Raw genomic sequence first — 16,703 nt, forward strand, 5'->3', positions numbered from 1 at the left:
CCCCGCGACGGCCCGCCTCTCGGCTGACACATGCCAACCCCACGACGCCCCGCCCTGCGGGGCGTTCTCGTTGCTGCCCTCTTGATTGCCCTCTTGATTGCCCTCTTGGTTGCCCTCTTGGTTGCCCTCTTCAGCTCCCTCGTCAGTACCTTCTTCAGCCCCTTTGAGTGACCGGTTCACGATGTCGTGAAACGTTCAATCAGCGTGTCATCAGCGCCAACGTAACAGGCAGGCGCAACGTCTGAAAATTACGAATCATTACTGACATATCCTTTGGTATCGAAAGCATTGCGGGGGCGCCAAATTTAGTGAAATGATCCATCCGAAACGTTTCGGAAGATGCTTTTCAGCGATTTCACGACCTGACACCTTGCCAGACACCTTGCCAGAGGCCTGCACCATGCCACCGAAGATCACGCTGAAATATCTCGCCACTGAACTGGGGCTCTCGGTGACCACCGTCTCTCGCGCCCTGGGGGGGTTCGAGGATGTCAGCGTAGCGACGCGTGAACGAGTCCAGGCCTTCGCCAACGACGTGGGCTATCAACCCAACCAGAGCGCACGCCGTCTGAAGACCGGCCGCACCTCCTCGGTGGGCTACATCATGAACGGCGCCCAGGGCGACTTTCGTGACCAGTTCAACACCCGCCTGCTGGTGGCGCTGGGGCAGGCACTGCACGATGCCGCACCGGAGCACGACCTCATCGTCACCACGGTGCCGGAAGACCGCGACGAGCTGGAGACCTACAAGCGTTTCATCGATGGCGGCAAGGTGGACTCCTTCGTAGTGGCGCGTACCTGCATCCAGGACCCGCGCGTCGATTTCCTGCTCGACAGCGGTGTCCCCTTCGTCACCCACGGTCGCACCGGCCGCGCCGACGAGCACGACTGGGTCGACATCAATGCCGCCGATGGTTTCCTGCGCGCCACTCGCCATCTGGTCCAGCAGGGACATCGCAACATCCTGTTCCTCAACTTCTTCAGCGATCTCTATACCGCGGTGGAGCGTGAGACCGGCTACCTGCAGGCCATGCGCGAGGCCAACCTCGCCCCCAGCTCGCGCCATTGCCCCCACGGTTACGCCAGCGCCTATCAGGTCGCCAGAGAGGTGCTGGCGAGTGCCGATGCCCCCACCGCCTTCGTGTGTGCCAGCGACATCTTCGCCTACGGGGTGATGGAAGCCGTCAGCGAGAGCGGGCGGGCGCCCGGCCGGGATATCGCCATCATCGGGGCGGACAACCTGCCACCGCTGATGTACCAGCAGCCCAGCCTGAGCACGCTGGACATCTCCTTCGAGACCGTCAGCCAAGCGCTGATCGAGCTGGTACTGGCCCCGCGAGAGGGTGTGCCGCGCCACCGCTGTTTCGATTACGAGCTTCTGCTGCGCGATACCACTGCCTGACGCGCCGCCCGTGAACGCTGCCTCTTCATCCCACTACCCGCCCCGGGAGACACCCATGCGCAAGATGCCGACCGCCCTCGCCGTGATGGCACTGTTGGGCAGCACCTCCGCCCTCGCTGACCTCACCTTCTTCAGCACCCAGGCAAGGCCGCTGGAAGAAGCCCAGCAGATGCGCGAGATCGCCCTGGCCCCCTACGCCGAGTCCATCGATTACATGCCGCAGGAAACCGGTACCTTCCTGTCACGACTGGAGGCGGAGAAGTCGAGTCCCGAAGGCGCGCTGGACCTGCTCGGCGGCCTGCATGGCGAGCTGGGCTCGCTGACGCCCGGCATTCTCGCGCCACTGGATACGCTGGCAAGCACGCTCAAGGACAAGGGCATCAGCGAGCAATACCTGACGCTGGGCAAGCTGGGCGGCGAGCAGCAGCGCTACATCCCCTGGATGCAGGCCACCTACATCATGGCGGCCAATCGCAAGGCGCTGCCCTACCTGCCCGAAGGCGCGGATCTCGATGCACTGAGCTATGACGAGCTGCTGGCCTGGGGACGCAATCTCGAGACCGCCACCGGCCAGCCCAAGCTGGGCTTCCCGGCCGGTCGCAAGGGGCTGATCCACCGCTTCCTGGAAGGCTATCTCTATCCCTCCTTCACCCATTCGGTGGTGCGCGAGTTCCGCAGCGCCGATGCCGTGGCCATGTGGCAGAAGTTCCGCGAGATCTGGGCGGTGACCAATCCACGCTCCACCGCCTACGGCTTCATGCAGGAACCGCTGCTCAATGGTGAGGTATGGGTGGCGTTCGATCACACCGCGCGCCTCAAGGATGCCTTCAACAAGCGACCCGATGACTTCGTGGCCTTCCCGGCGCCGGCAGGCCCCAGCGGACGCGGTTACATGCCGGTGGTGGCAGGGCTGGCGATGCCGGCCAATGCCTCCGACCCCGCAGCCAGTCGCAAGCTGATCCGCTATCTGATGACGCCCGAGGCCCAGATTCGCACCCTGCGCGCCACCAACTTCTTCCCCGTGGTCACCGCTGAATTGCCTGATGATCTGCCCGCCAGCATTCGCATGTCCGGCAAGGCGGTGGCGACACAGTCTTCCGCCGAGGATGCCGTGCTGTCCCTGCTGCCCAGCGGCCTGGGGCAACAGGCGGGCCTGTTCAACAAGATCTACCGCGATGCCTTCGTGCAGATCGTGCTGCGCGACGCCGACATCGAGGAGACGCTGGATATCCTCGCGCCGCGCCTGCAGACGCTGATCAACAAATCAGGCGCAGGCTGCTGGCTGCCGGACACGCCCAGCGACGGCCCCTGCCCGGTCAAGTAATTCGCTCACTCGAGCCGTCGCTCGACAGCACTGACAGAACGCATCACTCGCATCACTCGCATCACTCGCATCACTCGCAATACAAGCAGCAGCAACGGCACCCCTCGACGGGTCGCCATGACGGTACGCCAACCCCTGTCATGCCGATCCGGTGCCCCGAACCCCTTCCGACACGCCATCACAACAACGTCAAAGGTGAGCAAAGATGAAGCACGATCGCTGGCTACCTTATTACCTGATCGCCCCCAGCCTGCTGTTCATGGGCGCCTTCTTCCTCTACCCCTTTCTGGAGATCTTCGCCCAGGCCTTCACCCAGCCTGACGGCGGCGTGAGCCTCGCCAACTTCACGCGCATCTATCAGGACTTCAATTTCTGGCCCTCGCTCAAGAACACCCTGCTGCTCACCGGTGTCGTGGTGCCGGTCCAGCTGGTGCTGGCCATCGGCATGGCGTTGATGGTCACAAAGATGAACAAGGGGCGCGACAGCATCCTCTACATCTGGACCATCCCGCTGGGCATCTCCGATCTGGCCGCCGGCATCATCTGGCTGGCGATTCTGGAACAGTTCGGGTTTCTCAACAGCTTCTTGAGCGCGGTCAGCGTGATCGATGCGCCAACCTCGTGGCTCAACTATCAGAACGCCTTCGCGCTTTTCCTGGCGGTGGTGGTCGCGGAAATCTGGCGCGGCACCGCCATCGTGCTGGTGATCCTGGTGTCGGGCATGGGGCTGATCCCCAAGGAATATGACGAGGCCGGTCAGGTGTTCGGCGCCAGCTACTGGCAGCGCCTGTGGAAGATCACCCTGCCGATGCTGCGCCCGAGCATCCAGTCGGCACTGATTCTGCGCACCCTGCTGGCACTGGAAGTCTTCGCGGTGGTGATGATGCTGGGCGGCAGCGACATGCCGGTACTGATGAGCGAGACCTTCGACTGGCAGTTCCTCTATCAGCAGACCGGCGCCGCCTCCGCCTACGCGGTGTTGATCATGCTGATCTCGGTGGTCATCACCGGCTGCTACCTCAAGTTCCTCAACGTTCCGAAGGAGGCACGCTGATGAAATCCACGACATCCGAGACCATCATGCCGGCTCCCGTGTCTTCTCGTTCCGATTCCCAGGCCCCGGCGCAGGCGCAGAGCGCACACAAGCCACGCCGTCATGACATGGCCTGGAAATGGCTGTTCCGTGCCGGTGTCGCGATTCTGGTGCTGTGGGTGCTGGTGCCCATCGCCCTGCTGATGCTCAACAGTGTCAGCACCCCGGAGCAGATCAGCGGCTGGCCCAAGACCCTGACCCCGGCGCTGAGCTTCGAGACCCTCGACTTCTTCTGGCACTACCAGGGCGTGATCAGTGCGCTGGGCAACTCGCTGCTGGCCGCCGCCTTCACGATGGTGATCGCCATCGTGCTCGGCGCTCCCGCCGGATATGCGCTGGCCCGCTTCGTGTTCCCGGGCATGAACGCCTTTCGTCTGGTCATCATCCTGTCGCGGGCCTTCCCGATGCCGCTGCTGGCGCTGCCGCTGGCCGTCATCTTCATCCAGGTGGGCATCGATGACTCCATCCTGGGGCTGGCGATGGTCCACGCCACCCTGGCACTGCCCTTCGCGGTGCTGATCACCTCGAGCCTGTTCATGGGCATTCCGGTGGAACTCGAGGAAGCCGCCTGGCTGATGGGCTGCAACCGCTGGCAGGCCTTCCGCCGCGTGGTGCTGCCGCTGGCCGCGCCGGGCATCACCGCCTCTGCGGTATTCGCCTTCGTGATCTCGTGGAACGAGGTGTTCGCCTCGGCGATTCTCACCGTCGAGAACCGCACCCTGACGGCCTTTCTGGTCCAGAGCCTTTCCGAGTCGCCCGCCGAGATCAAATACGCCGGCGGCCTGATCCTGGTCGTCCCGGCGCTGCTGTTCCTGTTCGCGATCCGCAAGTACCTGTTCAGCATGTGGGGCATTTCCAACCGCTAGCGTACGGCCCTTCATCCGGCCAATGCATGACGACGGCGGTCACCTGTCCATCCAGCGCCGTCGCTCACGATTACAAGGAGTCCGACCATGTCAGCCATCCAGATCAGTGCCGTACGCAAGCAGTTCGGCAAGCAGGAAATCCTCAAGTCCATCGATCTCGAGATCCGTGACAAGGAATTCACCGTGCTGCTCGGCCCGTCCGGCTGCGGCAAGTCCACCCTGCTGCGCATCATCGCGGGGCTGGAGTACGAGAGCAGCGGCTCGATCCGCATCGGCGAGCGTGAGATCACCTCCCTGGCACCGAGGGATCGCCGCATCGCGATGGTGTTCCAGAACTACGCCGTCTTCCCGCACATGACGGTGGCGGAGAACATCGCCTTCGGCCTGCGCGTGCGCAAGGACAGCGAGGCGCACATCCAGCGCAAGGTGAAGGAAACCGCCGAGCTGATGCACATCGAGGACCGTCTGGATCACTACTCCGGCCAGCTCTCCGGCGGTCAGCGTCAGCGGGTCGCGGTCGCGCGTGCCCTGGCGATGGAACCGGAAGTGCTGCTGATGGATGAGCCGCTCTCGAATCTGGATGCGCTGCTGCGCCTGGAGATGCGCGCCGAGCTCAAGACCATCCTCGCCGCCTCCGACACCACCACCATCTACGTGACCCATGATCAGGTCGAGGCCATGAGCCTGGCCGACCGCATCGCGGTCATGAAGGGGGGCCAGATCGAGCAGTACGCGCCGCCCTCCGAGATCTACCACTACCCGGCGACCGAATTCGTCGGCAGCTTCATCGGCAATCCACCGATGAACTTCATCGCCCCGGATGCACGCTGGCACCAGGCCGCCCCGGCCGCCAGCCAGATCCACAGGTGCGGTATCCGCCCCGAGGACTTCGAGGTGCGTTTCGAGCCCACCGAGGACTTCGCCCCGGTCCGTGTGCTGGTCACGGAGCTGCTGGGCTCCCACAAGCAGCTGACTGCTCGCTTCGGGGACGAGATGCTGCGCGTCAACGTACCGAGTGACCTGGAGATCGCCAATGGCAGTGACATCCACATCCGGCCGCTGGCCGAGAAGATGCGCTTCTATGACCACAGCGGCCAGCTGATGTCGGCGTGAGGCGTGTTGATCCCCTTCGACCCGACATTTGACCCCGAGCCTTTGATTGCGAACCTTTGATCCAGAACCTTTGATTTCGAACCTGTCATCCCGAACGGAGCCGACTTACATGAATGCCAAGCTCGACGCGCTCAGCGCTCACGACGTTCTCAAGCTCAACGACCTGGGCGGCTACACCGTCCCCACACGCGGCCTCTATCCCTTCCAGTGGAACTGGGACGCCGCCATCACCGCACTGGGCTGGATGGCGGCCGGTGACGAGGCACGCGCCTGGCGTGAGATCGAGCGTCTGCTGGAAGGCCAGTGGGACAACGGCATGGTGCCGCACATCGTCTTCCACGGTGACGCGGAAACCTACTTCCCGGGGCCGGAAGTCTGGGGCGTTAAGCGCAGCCCGGCGACCAGCGCCATCTCCCAGCCGCCGGTGCTGGCCAGCGTCATGAAACTGCTGTTCGAGGAAGGCCGTGACCGCCGGCTTGCCGAGGAGAAACTGGCCGCCACCCTGCCCGGCGTCATCCGCTATCACCTGTGGTTCTACCGCGACCGTGATCCGGAACACACAGGCCGCGTGTGCAGCTATCACCCCTGGGAGTCCGGCATGGACAACAGCCCCCAGTGGGATGGCCCGCTGGCTGGCGTGCCACCGGTCGATGCCGAATACGTGCGTCGCGATACGGGGCTGGTCGATCCGTCCGAGCGCCCGCACAAGTACGAATATGATCGTTACATCTATCTGGTGAAGTTCTTCCAGCAGAACGAGCACGACGCCGAGGTGCTGTATCGCGACTGCCCGTACCGCGTCGAGGACATCAGCCTGATCTCCATCCTGCACCGTGGCACGCGCGACCTGATCGCGCTATGCGAAGAGGATGCCGCCGGTCTGGGCCTGGTCAACACCCACGGCGAGGCGCTTTACAGCCTCAAGCAGTCGCTGGCGCGCACCGAGGAAGGCGTGCAGGCGCTGTGGAGCGATGAGCTGGGCTGTTTCCTGAGCCGCGATGCGCGCGCCAACGTGCTGCTGGAGCACGTCACCACCGCCGGTATCCTGCCGCTGTTCGCCGGGGTCGCCAGCGGTGCCCAGGCGCAGCGCATGGGCGGCTTGCTCGAGGACTGGCTGGAACAGGCGCCCTTCGGTGTCGCCTCCACCCACCCGGCCAGCACCCGCTTCGAACCCAAGCGCTACTGGCGCGGGCCGAGCTGGCTGCACATCAACTGGATGCTGGCCATCGGCTGTGAGGAATATGGCATGTCCCGCGAGGCCGACCGGATCAAGCAGGCCAGCCAGCAGTGCATCGCGGCGGCAGGCTACTATGAATACTTCAATTCGGTGACCGGCGAAGGCTGTGGCGGTCGCGACTTCTCCTGGACGGCAGCGATGGACCTCTACTGGCTCAACCCGCTGGAGAGCTTCACTGCCAGCAAGGCGGCGTCCGGCGTCGAGGAGGTCTCCTGATGACTCAGCACGCCTCTCAACAGATGCAGGCGCCGCAGAAGGCACCGCTGTCACGCCAAGCAGTACCGCCCATGCCGGCAACGTTCGCCAGTCGCGGCTTTCTGGACGCGCATATCCGCTCGATCATGGACTTCTATCTGCCGCGCGCGGTGGATCAGGAACGCGGCGGCTACTTCCAGGCGTATCGTGATGACGGCAGCGTGTATGCACCCGCAGCGCGTCATCTGGTCAGCAGCACGCGGATGATCTTCAACTTCGCGATGGAATATCTGCGCACCGGTGACCAGGCGTGTCTGGCCGCGACCCGTCATGGCATCGATTATCTGCGCGAGGTGCATCTCGATCCGCAGACCGGTGGTTACCTGTGGTCGCTGAGCGAGCAAGGCGAGGCGGATCATACCAACCAGTGCTACGGACTGGCGTTCGTGATGCTGGCCTACGCGACGGCCTGGCGCGCCGGTATCGAGGAGGCCCGCGGCTGGCTGCACGAGACCCACGCCCTGATGGAGCAGCATTTCTGGTCGGAGCATCACGGTCTGTACGCCGATGAAGCCAGTGCCGACTGGCAGACACTGTCTGACTACCGTGGCCAGAACGCCAACATGCACGCCTGTGAAGCCATGCTGGCCGCCTTTGAAGCCACGAATGACGAACGCTATCTGGAGCGGGCCATGACCCTGGCCCGCAATATCTGCCAGCGTCAGGCCGCCAAGGCCGATGGCCTGATCTGGGAGCATTACGATCGCGACTGGAACGTCGACTGGGACTACAACCGCGACGACCCCAAGAACCTCTATCGTCCTTGGGGCTTCCAGCCGGGCCACCTGACCGAATGGGCCAAGCTGCTGCTGATGCTCAAGCGTCACCGCGATGACGACTGGCTGCTGCCGACCGCGAAGCGTCTGTTCGATACGGCGATGGATCTGGCCTGGGACGGCGAACGTGGTGGGCTCTACTACGGCTTCGCGCCGGATGGCACCATCTGCGACGACGAGAAGTACTTCTGGGTGCAGGCCGAGAGCCTGGTGGCCGCAGCGCTGCTGAACGAGGCCACCGGCGAGTCGCACTACGCCGAGTGGTATGCACGCCTGTGGGGCTACGCCTGGCAGCACTTCATCGACCATCGCTACGGCGCCTGGTATCGCCTGCTGAATGCCGACAACCAGCGCTTCGATGATCTCAAGAGCTCGCCCGGCGCCAAGTGTGACTATCACAGCCTCGGCGCCTGCCATGAGCTGCTGCGCGTGATCATGGACGACTGAGCCCTGTCGCACTGCGACTGCACCACCCGACACCCCGCCCTGTGCGGGGTGTCCTCGTATGAGGAGAGCCTTCTCTGCCCATCGCCGTCCGCCAGCATGCTCTATTTATTCGTACACCTATCATGTTTCTTTAGCACGCCGCTCGTGACAATACTGAAACCCGCTGATCGCTCCACCAGAGGGCGACAGGCTCGGGGTCTCCCCGAGGCGGTGCCCGTGTCTGAGTCGTCGTGACACCACGTCACGACCCAAGCGCGCACTGGACAGGAAGGCGCCTCACAAGCCGTTGCTATTCAAGCAGTTATTACACAAGAAGCTACTACACAAGCAGTCACTACAATAACAAGCGGAGTCCCACATGCCCCTCGCTCAACTCCTGGACTGGCGGTTGCATCTGCTGGTCGTGGTGCTATCTCTCGGCGCCGAACTGATCGGTATCCTCAAGTTCCCTCTCGGCCCCGGCACCCTGCTGCTGTTGCCCCTGTTCTATGCCTTCATTGCGGCTGTGCTGTGCAATCCGCACCTGTTCAGCGGCACGAAACGTGTCATCCCGCCGGTGATCAGCGCGGCGGCAGGGCCGGTCATCCTGCTGTCGATCATGCCGTTCATCGCCCGCTTCGGCTCCACCATCGGCCCGGCCATCGAGCAACTGATCTCGGCAGGTCCGGCGCTGATCCTGCAGGAGCTGGGCAATCTGGGCACCATGCTGATCGCGATGCCGATCGCGGTCGTGGTGCTCAAGATGGGCCGTGAGGCGATCGGCGCGACCTACTCCATCGCGCGGGAACCCAATATCGCGATCATCTCCGACAAATACGGCCTCAAGGGCCCGGAAGGTGTCGGCGTGATGGGCGTCTATGTGGTGGGTACCATGTTCGGCACCCTGTGGTTCGCGCTGATGGCGGGCTACCTGACCTCGCTGGACATCTTCGATCCGCGTGCGCTGGCCATGGCGTGTGGTGTCGGCAGCGGCAGTATGGTGGCGGCATGTTCCGGCGCCATCGCCGGTGCCCTGCCGGAGATGGGCGACGAGCTGCTGGCCTTTGCCGGCGCCAGCAACCTGCTGACCTATGCCACCGGCCTCTACGTGTCCCTGTTCATCGCCCTGCCGGTCGCCGAGCGCCTGTTCCGCTTCTTCAGCCGCAAGCGGGCTGGTGACAATGGCGCCATGAATGACGAGGAAGCCAAGCTCGCCTCAGACGCGCTGGTTGAAGATCGCCCGGAGAACCAGCTGGGCAAGACAGCCATGGTCGTCGCGGCCGTCTGTGTGGTCGGCTGGGTGGTCAACACCATCAACGGTGCCAGCCTGATCGACGCCGCCCCCGGCATGCTGATCCTGTACGTGATGACCATGCTCGGCCTTGGCGTCGCACGCCTGATGCCCTTCTATCTGCCGGCCATCGCCTGGGTGTCACTGGTCAGCATTCTGATGACACTGCCATGGTTCCCGGGCAGCGGCTGGATCACCGAGCAGCTGAGCTTCGTCAACTTCCTCGCCATCGTCACGCCGGTACTCGGCTACGCGGGTCTGGCGCTGAGCAAGCGCGAGTTCAGCATGTTCCGCCAGGCTGGCTGGAAGCTGGTGATCATCTCGCTGCTGGTCTTCACAGGCACCTATATCGGCTCGGCGGTCGTGGCGCAGGCACTGCTCTGATCACACGGGCTTCGCAGGTTGCTTCCCCCTCTCTCAACACATTCAAGCCGGCACTCCAGGGTGCCGGTTTCCACAGGAATTCAGCATGCAACTACCCGACAAGATCGACGAGGCACTGCTGCGCAGCTGGCGCCATGAGTTTCATCAACATCCCGAGACGGCCTTCGAGGAGCACCGCACCTCGGCGCGTGTCGCCGAGATCCTGCGTGCGGCGGGTCTCGAGGTCACCACCGGACTTGCCGAGACCGGCGTGGTGGCGGTGCTGGATGGCAATCTGGGGCCAGGACGTACCATCGGTCTGCGTGCCGACATGGACGCGCTGGATGTCACCGAGGCCAACGCCGTCTCACATTGCTCGCACACACCCGGCAAGATGCATGCCTGTGGCCACGATGGCCATACCACCATGCTGCTGGGCGCGGCCTGCATGCTGGCGCGTGATCCTGACTTCGCCGGGCGCGTGGTGTTCGTGTTCCAGCCCGCCGAGGAAAACGAAGGCGGCGGACGCCGCATGGTCGAGGATGGCCTGTTCGAGCAGTTCCCGATGGAGGCCATCTACGGCCTGCACAACTGGCCGGGACTGGCGCTGGGCGAAGCCGCCGTGCATGACGAGGCGGTGATGGCGGCCTTCGATGTCTTCACCCTGACCTTGAGCGGTCATGGCTGTCATGCGGCCATGCCGCATCTGGGCAAGGACACCATCCTGGCGGCCTGCCAGCTGGTGACCCAGCTTCAGGGGCTGATCAGCCGCGAGACGCCGGCCCACAAGACCGCGATTCTCAGCATCACCCAGTTCCATGCCGGCGATGCCTTCAACGTGATGCCGGAAGTGGTCGAGCTGCGTGGCACGCTGCGATGTTTCGACCCGGCACTGCGGGCGCACCTGCAGCAGCGCTTCCATGATGCCGTCGATGCCATGGCGACCTTCCATGGCCTCAAGGTCGAGTTCGACTATCAGCCACGCTACCCGGCGACCCTCAATACTCCGGGACACGCCGAACGCTGTGCCAATGTCCTGGCGCAACTGCCCGGCATCCAGAAGGTCCATCGCGATCTGCCACCCTCCATGGCCTCGGAAGACTTCGCCTATCTGCTGCAGGAGTGCCCCGGCGCCTATATCTGGCTGGGCAACGGCGAGGACAGCGCCTCACTGCACAACCCCAACTACGACTTCAACGACGCTGCCACCCCCATCGGGGTCAGCTATTGGACGTCACTGGTGCGCGAGTTGCTGACGCGCGATTGATGGCCACATGCCCTTGGCGGCAAGCGCGATGCGGATGACGTCGCCAGGCGCGGCGTTGAACTTGATCAAGGACCATCGCAATCTACATAGTGTCATGACGCTGGTGAGGAAGGAGCGACATGAAAATCAGCGTGATCGGCAGGGAAGCCATTGGCGCACGGAGCCGTACGGCGCTCTCAAGGGCAGGGTTTGAGGTGGCGGGCGAAGTGGCAGACAAGCTGACGGACCAGGTGACGGCCGAGACGGCGGGCGCTGCGACCGCCACGGTGGAGCAACGCTGCCACGCGCCTCATGAGCAGAGCGAGGCCGAGCGGTGGTTCGATACGCATGCACGGCCGCGTGAGCGATTCACCAGCGAGGTCTACCTGCTGGCGCTGGCAACCTCCCAACAGGTGCAGAAGGTACTGACTGGCAAGGAAGGCCTGCTGCGACTGGCACCGCCGGGCAGTGTCATCGTCGATCTCTGCCGGGGCGATGTGAACATCAGCCGTGAGCTGGCCGTGCAGACCCGGCTGGCTGGCCATCACTGGCTGGAAGCGGCTTCCAGTCGCGACCCTCGCGATGAGAGCGAAGGCCACCTCACGCTGCTGGTCGGCGGTGATGACGCCACCGTGCAACGCATGACGCCCCTGCTCGAGGCCATCGCTACCCGCCACCTGCACGTCGGGGATGCCGGCTGTGGGCATGCGGCCGTGCTGGCCAATGACTATCTCCACGCCGCCCATCTCATCACCACGGCAGAGGCGATCGCGATGGCCTATCGCGCCGGGGTGCGGCCTCACGCCTGCATCGATGCCATCAATCTGGGGGCCGGCCGCAGCGCCGTCAGCGAGGTGAATTTCCCGCGTTGGGTGCTGCCGGGAGATTATGATTCCGGTATCTCCACCGGTGCCCTGCGCCGCGACCTGCGCCTGGCGCGCAGCTACGTGACCACTCTCAAGCTGCCTTCCGGGCTGATGAAGGCGGTCTTCGATCGCTGGCAACCACCCGAACTGTGCCCGGCGGATGAAGATGACATCCATCATCTGTGTGATCGCTGGCTCAGTGATATTCCCGCTCAACTGCGTCACACCTCATCACCTGCCACCGACGCCCCGAGCACGCCGACCGACGCCAGGGCGCCTCGCTCATCAGGTCGCGATGCCTCGGCGCCGGGCAGGGTGACGGATGGCTCCCGGCCGCCTGCCGAGAAAGCCTGAGCCCTCCCCCATCGTGGGCTGACGCGTCTTGTCTTCACCCCCGACAGGCTTACTCCTGACGGGGGCCACTGAAGGCCGTGATCCAGCGCTCCAGGTGGCGCAGAAGTTGCAGACTGGCCCGTGGCATGCGCCGTCCGATCCGCGTGATGATGTGGGCGCGTGCCTGGCGAAAGGCGCTGCATTCCACATCACGAGCGATCAATACGCCCTCCTCCAGCTCTCGCGCAGCCGCGAAGGCCGGCAGCAGCGTAATGCACAGCTCCGAGCGTGCGGCCTGCTTGAGCACTTCCATGGAATTGGTCTGCATCACCATGTGGGGACGTACGCCCGCGTCACGAAAGCCGTCATCCATCAGCTGACGCACTCCATGGGTGGGGCCCCACAACGCCATGGGATGCGCTGCCACCTCTTCCAGGGTCAGCGCATGGTTCACCGCCGCCAGCGGATGCTCTGGGGACATCATCGCCACCAACGGTTGTGGGCTTGAATGCCAGAAGCGCAATTGAGGGTGCACGCGTTCGTGGTACATCAGGCCGATATCCGCCTCATCCTCGACCACACGGTCGATGATGCTCTGCATGCTGCCGGTATTGACCTTGAGGGTGATCCCCGGGTACTGCGATCGGAAGGCGCGCAGGGGGATGTTGACGAGATCGCCCACGAAGCCTTCGCCGATGATCAGGCGAATCTCGCCGGTTTCCAGCCGCTGGTAGGCATCCAGACGCTCACCGAAGCTTTGATCCAACTGTTCGCGCTGCTGAATGTAGTCCAGCAGCATCTCGCCCACTCGTGTCGGCTGAACGCCATCACGGGTTCGCTCGATGAGCGTGGCGGCCATCGCCTCTTCCAGCAATCCGATCTGGCGACTGACCGCTGACGGCGCGATATCCAGACGAGCGGCGGCCTGCCGGATCGACCCCGCTTCAATGGTGACCTGAAAATAGACGAGGCGTTGATGCGGAATATCCATGAGTGAACGCTGCGCAAGAGGTTGAACTGAGGCCAGACATCCCGCATGTCGATGACCCTACGGAGGAACGTCTCGAGGACCACGACCCGATGCCTTGACGTCGCGGGGACTGGAAAGCACGTTCGAGAAGAGCGCTTGACACGAGAAAGACTCACGTGGATGCAGAGGCCGGCTATCAGCCGCCCGGCGGTCAGCGACTCCTGCCTCACTACGCAACAGCGTACCAGATACATGCCCGAGAAGGCGGAGTGAGTGTCGCCTGCCGTGATATCTTCGCAACCAGATTGTGCCAGACGAGGATATTCCCCTCTCGGCTGACTCTGCCGGCCGACTCTCGGGCGATTCTGAAGCCCGACGTTGATTGCGGTAACATGACCCCACGACCGCGACAGATTCGATGCGGCTCCCCACGACAAGGAGATATGCCATGTTGACCATCTCCAGTTCGGTGACACTGGCGGATTGGGAAATCGACCTCACCCAGATTCGTGCTCAGGGCAATGGCGGCCAGAACGTCAACAAGGTGGCGTCAGCCGTCCACCTGCGGTTTGACGTGCAACGCTCCACCCTGCCCTCGTTCTACAAGGAACGCCTGATGCAGTTGTCGGATCAACGCATCAGCAAGGACGGCATCATCATCATCAAGGCCCAGAGCCATCGCACCCTTGAACTCAACAAGGAAGATGCTCTGGCACGCCTCAAGGCGCTGATCCTCGATGCCGTCAAGGTACAGAAAGCACGCCGCGCCACTCGCCCCAGCAAGGGCGCCAAACGGCGGCGAGTCGACAGCAAGACTCGCAAGGGCAAGATCAAGGCGATGCGCGGCAAGGTTCAGGACTGATCCGGCGCCCACGGCGGATCGACACATTCAGCGCTGATCGGCAGGCTCGAGGCTTGATCAGACAGGCTCGGCAACGGGCCTTTCACCTCTCAAGGAAGATGTGACATGCGCACTCTCGCAAGCTCACTGGTATTGGGCGGCCTGCTGGCCGTGGGGATGGTCTGGAGTGGCAGCTATCTCAAGGAAGCGGCACAGGTCTGGGAGGCGTCCAACCGGGTGGTGACGGTCAAGGGCCTGGCCGAGCGCGACGTCAAGGCAGACCTGGCTCTCTGGCCACTGCATTTCAGCGTCAATGCCAACCACCTGTCCGACCTGCACGAGGCGCTGGCTGATGATGAACGCAAGATTCGCGACTTTCTCACCGCACGCGGCTTCCGGTCCGAGCAGATCAGCGTGACGTCACCGCAGGTAACCGACCTGCATGCCAATAGCTACAACGCCCAGCGCCCTGACGAGCGCTACCGCGCCGAGGCCACGGTACTGGTGCGCTCGCCCGAGGTGGATCTCGTCAAGCAGAGCGCTTCCCGTACCGGCGAACTGGTGCGTGAAGGCATTCTGCTGTCGGCGGACTATGCCTACCGCACCGAATTCCTGTTCACGGGGCTTGCCGCTCTCAAGCCGGAGATGATCGCGGCAGCCACCGCGGATGCACGGCGTGCCGCGCAACAGTTCGCCGAGGATTCCGGCAGCCAGGTGGGGCATATCAAGCATGCAAGCCAGGGCTACTTCTCGATCTCGGATCTCGACAGCTATACCCCCGATATCAAGCAGGTCAGGGTCGTCACCACCATCGACTACACGCTCAGTCACTGACCTCCCGGCGGGCGGGCGATCGCCCCCGCCGCTCCTTATCGCCTTTCATGATTTCCTCGACAGCGGAGCCTGCATGTCCGACACCGTTCTCAGCAAGACCCAGACCAGCTTCTATCGTCGCCTGTTCGTGGCGCATCTCATCGCCCACGAGATCGCCAGCGTGCCGGACATCATCGAGGCCACCGGCATGCCGAGGCGCACCGCCCAGGACACCATCTCGGCACTTGCCGAACTCGAGATTGTCTGTGAATTCCAGCACGCGGAAGGTCAACGTCACAACATCGGTCACTACGTGATTCGGGACTGGGGGCCAATCAATGCCCAATGGGTCGCCGACAATGCCGCACGATTGCAACGGGTGCTTGGCTACGCGTGATTGATCGCCACGCGCGATTCGATGCACTGCTGACGCTGGGCGTCTGCACGACATGGCCGAGACATTCTGGAGGGAGTTGAGACATGTTGACGGCGGACATCTGGACAAGCGCGCTCGAGCACGCGGTCATCGCCGTGATCATCCAGCTAATGCTCTGGCCAGTCTTCACGCTGTGGTCGTCTGGCGCCATTGCGGTCGCCATCTTTCTGGGCCGGGAAATCGCCCAGCACGAGTACAAGGGGGGCGGCCCCAAGGCAGTCGCCTGGGATCATGGCCTGCTGTACCACTGGAACTGGGACTCCAGCCTGGACGTGGCCCTGCCGCTGGTGTCATGCGTGATCTGCGCGTCACTGGTGCAGGCTGCAAGACATTGGCGCAGGCGCTCTGCCTGAGCCGGAACGGCTGTGTCATCCCCGCCTCGATACCGCTGCCCCGGCATCGAGTCATCCTGCCTGTACCGCAATTCCCATGTGCACGTCAGTGGCACGCACTCTCAGCCAGAGTACGCCACTGGGGATACCTCGACCTGACGCTTCCTGCGTCGGATCGGGTGCTGCGCACGACTCTTGAGATACTCCGCCAGCGTCTTCGGCTCGATGCTGGGATGCTGATAGACGTAATCCTCCGTGATGATCGACAGGAATTCGGCACTGCGTGCCCCCGCGACCTCTATCCCCAGCACGAAGTCCTGTCCCTGATGCACCTCGAACAGGAAGTTGGGGGCTTGCGCCGCACAGGTCCTTGCCACGTAGCCATCCCCCAGGCTTTCCTTGAGGATGGAACGCTCCGGGTTGAACCGACTCTCCATGTAAATGCTAACCGTTTTCATTCTCACCTCCCTTGAAGGCAAGCCAGTATATACTAGAAATCTAATACTCACAGCATCAAGAAAGCCATGCGAGGATGACCCGGCCTCGCAGATCGAGCCTTTCTTGATCTTGATCAATAAGCGCAATAACTCAGCAATATCAATATGTTGAAATGATATAACACGACCGGATGCAAGCCCTGACTCACTCTCGCTCACCGTATCAGATGCTCATGTCCTTTCATCCCGCGACAAAAGAAGAGGCCAACCGAACTCTCGGCTG

General features: G+C 63.2%; 16 protein-coding genes. 14 read left to right on the forward strand and 2 right to left on the reverse strand.

Translation table 11 applies throughout. The features are described from left to right. Window positions 1-400 precede the first annotated feature (400 nt). The 10 genes from BOH68_RS09090 (at window position 401) to BOH68_RS09135 (ending at window position 12,612) form a co-directional block, all read left to right on the forward strand. Window positions 401-1,402 carry a substrate-binding domain-containing protein gene (locus BOH68_RS09090; protein ID WP_170877411.1) on the forward strand — a complete coding sequence of 334 codons (1,002 nt, stop codon included), beginning with the start codon at window positions 401-403 and terminating at the stop codon, window positions 1,400-1,402. Window positions 1,403-1,457: 55 nt separating this feature from the next. Continuing rightward, complete coding sequence (locus BOH68_RS09095; RefSeq protein ID WP_103751427.1) at window positions 1,458-2,726, forward strand: ABC transporter substrate-binding protein; 1,269 nt, start codon at window positions 1,458-1,460, stop codon at window positions 2,724-2,726. A gap of 205 nt (window positions 2,727-2,931) precedes the next feature. Continuing rightward, a complete protein-coding gene (locus tag BOH68_RS09100; RefSeq protein ID WP_077375970.1) occupies window positions 2,932-3,780 on the forward strand; it encodes a carbohydrate ABC transporter permease in 849 nt (282 codons plus the stop codon). Next, window positions 3,780-4,685, forward strand: coding sequence for a carbohydrate ABC transporter permease (locus BOH68_RS09105; protein ID WP_219815803.1), 906 nt, complete (start codon window positions 3,780-3,782; stop codon window positions 4,683-4,685). The genes BOH68_RS09100 and BOH68_RS09105 overlap by 1 nt, the downstream gene beginning before the upstream one ends. An 87-nt stretch (window positions 4,686-4,772) precedes the next feature. Beyond that, window positions 4,773-5,798 carry an ABC transporter ATP-binding protein gene (locus BOH68_RS09110; protein WP_077375967.1) on the forward strand — a complete coding sequence of 342 codons (1,026 nt, stop codon included), beginning with the start codon at window positions 4,773-4,775 and terminating at the stop codon, window positions 5,796-5,798. Window positions 5,799-5,907: 109 nt separating this feature from the next. Beyond that, the gene (locus BOH68_RS09115; protein WP_077375964.1) at window positions 5,908-7,251 is read left to right on the forward strand and encodes an MGH1-like glycoside hydrolase domain-containing protein; all 1,344 of its coding nucleotides are present in this window, start codon (window positions 5,908-5,910) and stop codon (window positions 7,249-7,251) included. Continuing rightward, complete coding sequence (locus BOH68_RS09120; RefSeq protein WP_308457331.1) at window positions 7,251-8,513, forward strand: AGE family epimerase/isomerase; 1,263 nt, start codon at window positions 7,251-7,253, stop codon at window positions 8,511-8,513. Before BOH68_RS09115 ends, BOH68_RS09120 begins: the two co-directional genes overlap by 1 nt. A gap of 358 nt (window positions 8,514-8,871) precedes the next feature. Then, complete coding sequence (locus BOH68_RS09125; RefSeq protein ID WP_077375961.1) at window positions 8,872-10,167, forward strand: DUF3100 domain-containing protein; 1,296 nt, start codon at window positions 8,872-8,874, stop codon at window positions 10,165-10,167. A gap of 85 nt (window positions 10,168-10,252) precedes the next feature. Continuing rightward, window positions 10,253-11,413 carry a M20 aminoacylase family protein gene (locus BOH68_RS09130; RefSeq protein WP_077375958.1) on the forward strand — a complete coding sequence of 387 codons (1,161 nt, stop codon included), beginning with the start codon at window positions 10,253-10,255 and terminating at the stop codon, window positions 11,411-11,413. A 119-nt stretch (window positions 11,414-11,532) separates the two neighbouring features. Beyond that, window positions 11,533-12,612 (forward strand): NAD(P)-dependent oxidoreductase, encoded by a 1,080-nt coding sequence (locus BOH68_RS09135; protein ID WP_077375955.1) that lies wholly within the window; start codon window positions 11,533-11,535, stop codon window positions 12,610-12,612. A gap of 49 nt (window positions 12,613-12,661) precedes the next feature. Here the strand turns inward: BOH68_RS09135 and BOH68_RS09140 are convergent, their stop codons facing one another. Next, window positions 12,662-13,582, reverse strand: a complete 921-nt coding sequence (locus BOH68_RS09140; protein ID WP_077375953.1) for a LysR family transcriptional regulator — start codon at window positions 13,580-13,582, stop codon at window positions 12,662-12,664. Window positions 13,583-14,009: 427 nt separating this feature from the next. Between BOH68_RS09140 and arfB the strand changes: the two genes are divergently transcribed. The 4 genes from arfB to BOH68_RS09160 all read left to right on the forward strand — a co-directional run bounded on the left by arfB (window position 14,010) and on the right by BOH68_RS09160 (window position 16,004). After that, the gene (arfB, locus tag BOH68_RS09145; RefSeq protein ID WP_077375950.1) at window positions 14,010-14,423 is read left to right on the forward strand and encodes an alternative ribosome rescue aminoacyl-tRNA hydrolase ArfB; all 414 of its coding nucleotides are present in this window, start codon (window positions 14,010-14,012) and stop codon (window positions 14,421-14,423) included. A 105-nt stretch (window positions 14,424-14,528) separates the two neighbouring features. Next, complete coding sequence (locus BOH68_RS09150) at window positions 14,529-15,236, forward strand: SIMPL domain-containing protein (RefSeq protein WP_077375946.1); 708 nt, start codon at window positions 14,529-14,531, stop codon at window positions 15,234-15,236. Window positions 15,237-15,309: 73 nt separating this feature from the next. Further along, window positions 15,310-15,612, forward strand: coding sequence for a winged helix-turn-helix domain-containing protein (locus tag BOH68_RS09155; protein ID WP_077375943.1), 303 nt, complete (start codon window positions 15,310-15,312; stop codon window positions 15,610-15,612). 83 nt (window positions 15,613-15,695) lie between these two features. After that, on the forward strand, window positions 15,696-16,004 hold the full coding sequence (locus BOH68_RS09160) for a hypothetical protein (protein WP_077375940.1): 309 nt from the start codon (window positions 15,696-15,698) through the stop codon (window positions 16,002-16,004). A 101-nt stretch (window positions 16,005-16,105) separates the two neighbouring features. On the opposite strand, the gene BOH68_RS09165 is transcribed toward BOH68_RS09160, so the two are convergent. Further along, window positions 16,106-16,441 (reverse strand): hypothetical protein, encoded by a 336-nt coding sequence (locus tag BOH68_RS09165; protein ID WP_103751426.1) that lies wholly within the window; start codon window positions 16,439-16,441, stop codon window positions 16,106-16,108. Window positions 16,442-16,703: the final 262 nt, after the last annotated feature.

It is taken from the genome of Cobetia sp. MM1IDA2H-1 (genome assembly GCF_002916775.2).
Lineage (GTDB): Bacteria > Pseudomonadota > Gammaproteobacteria > Pseudomonadales > Halomonadaceae > Cobetia > Cobetia marina.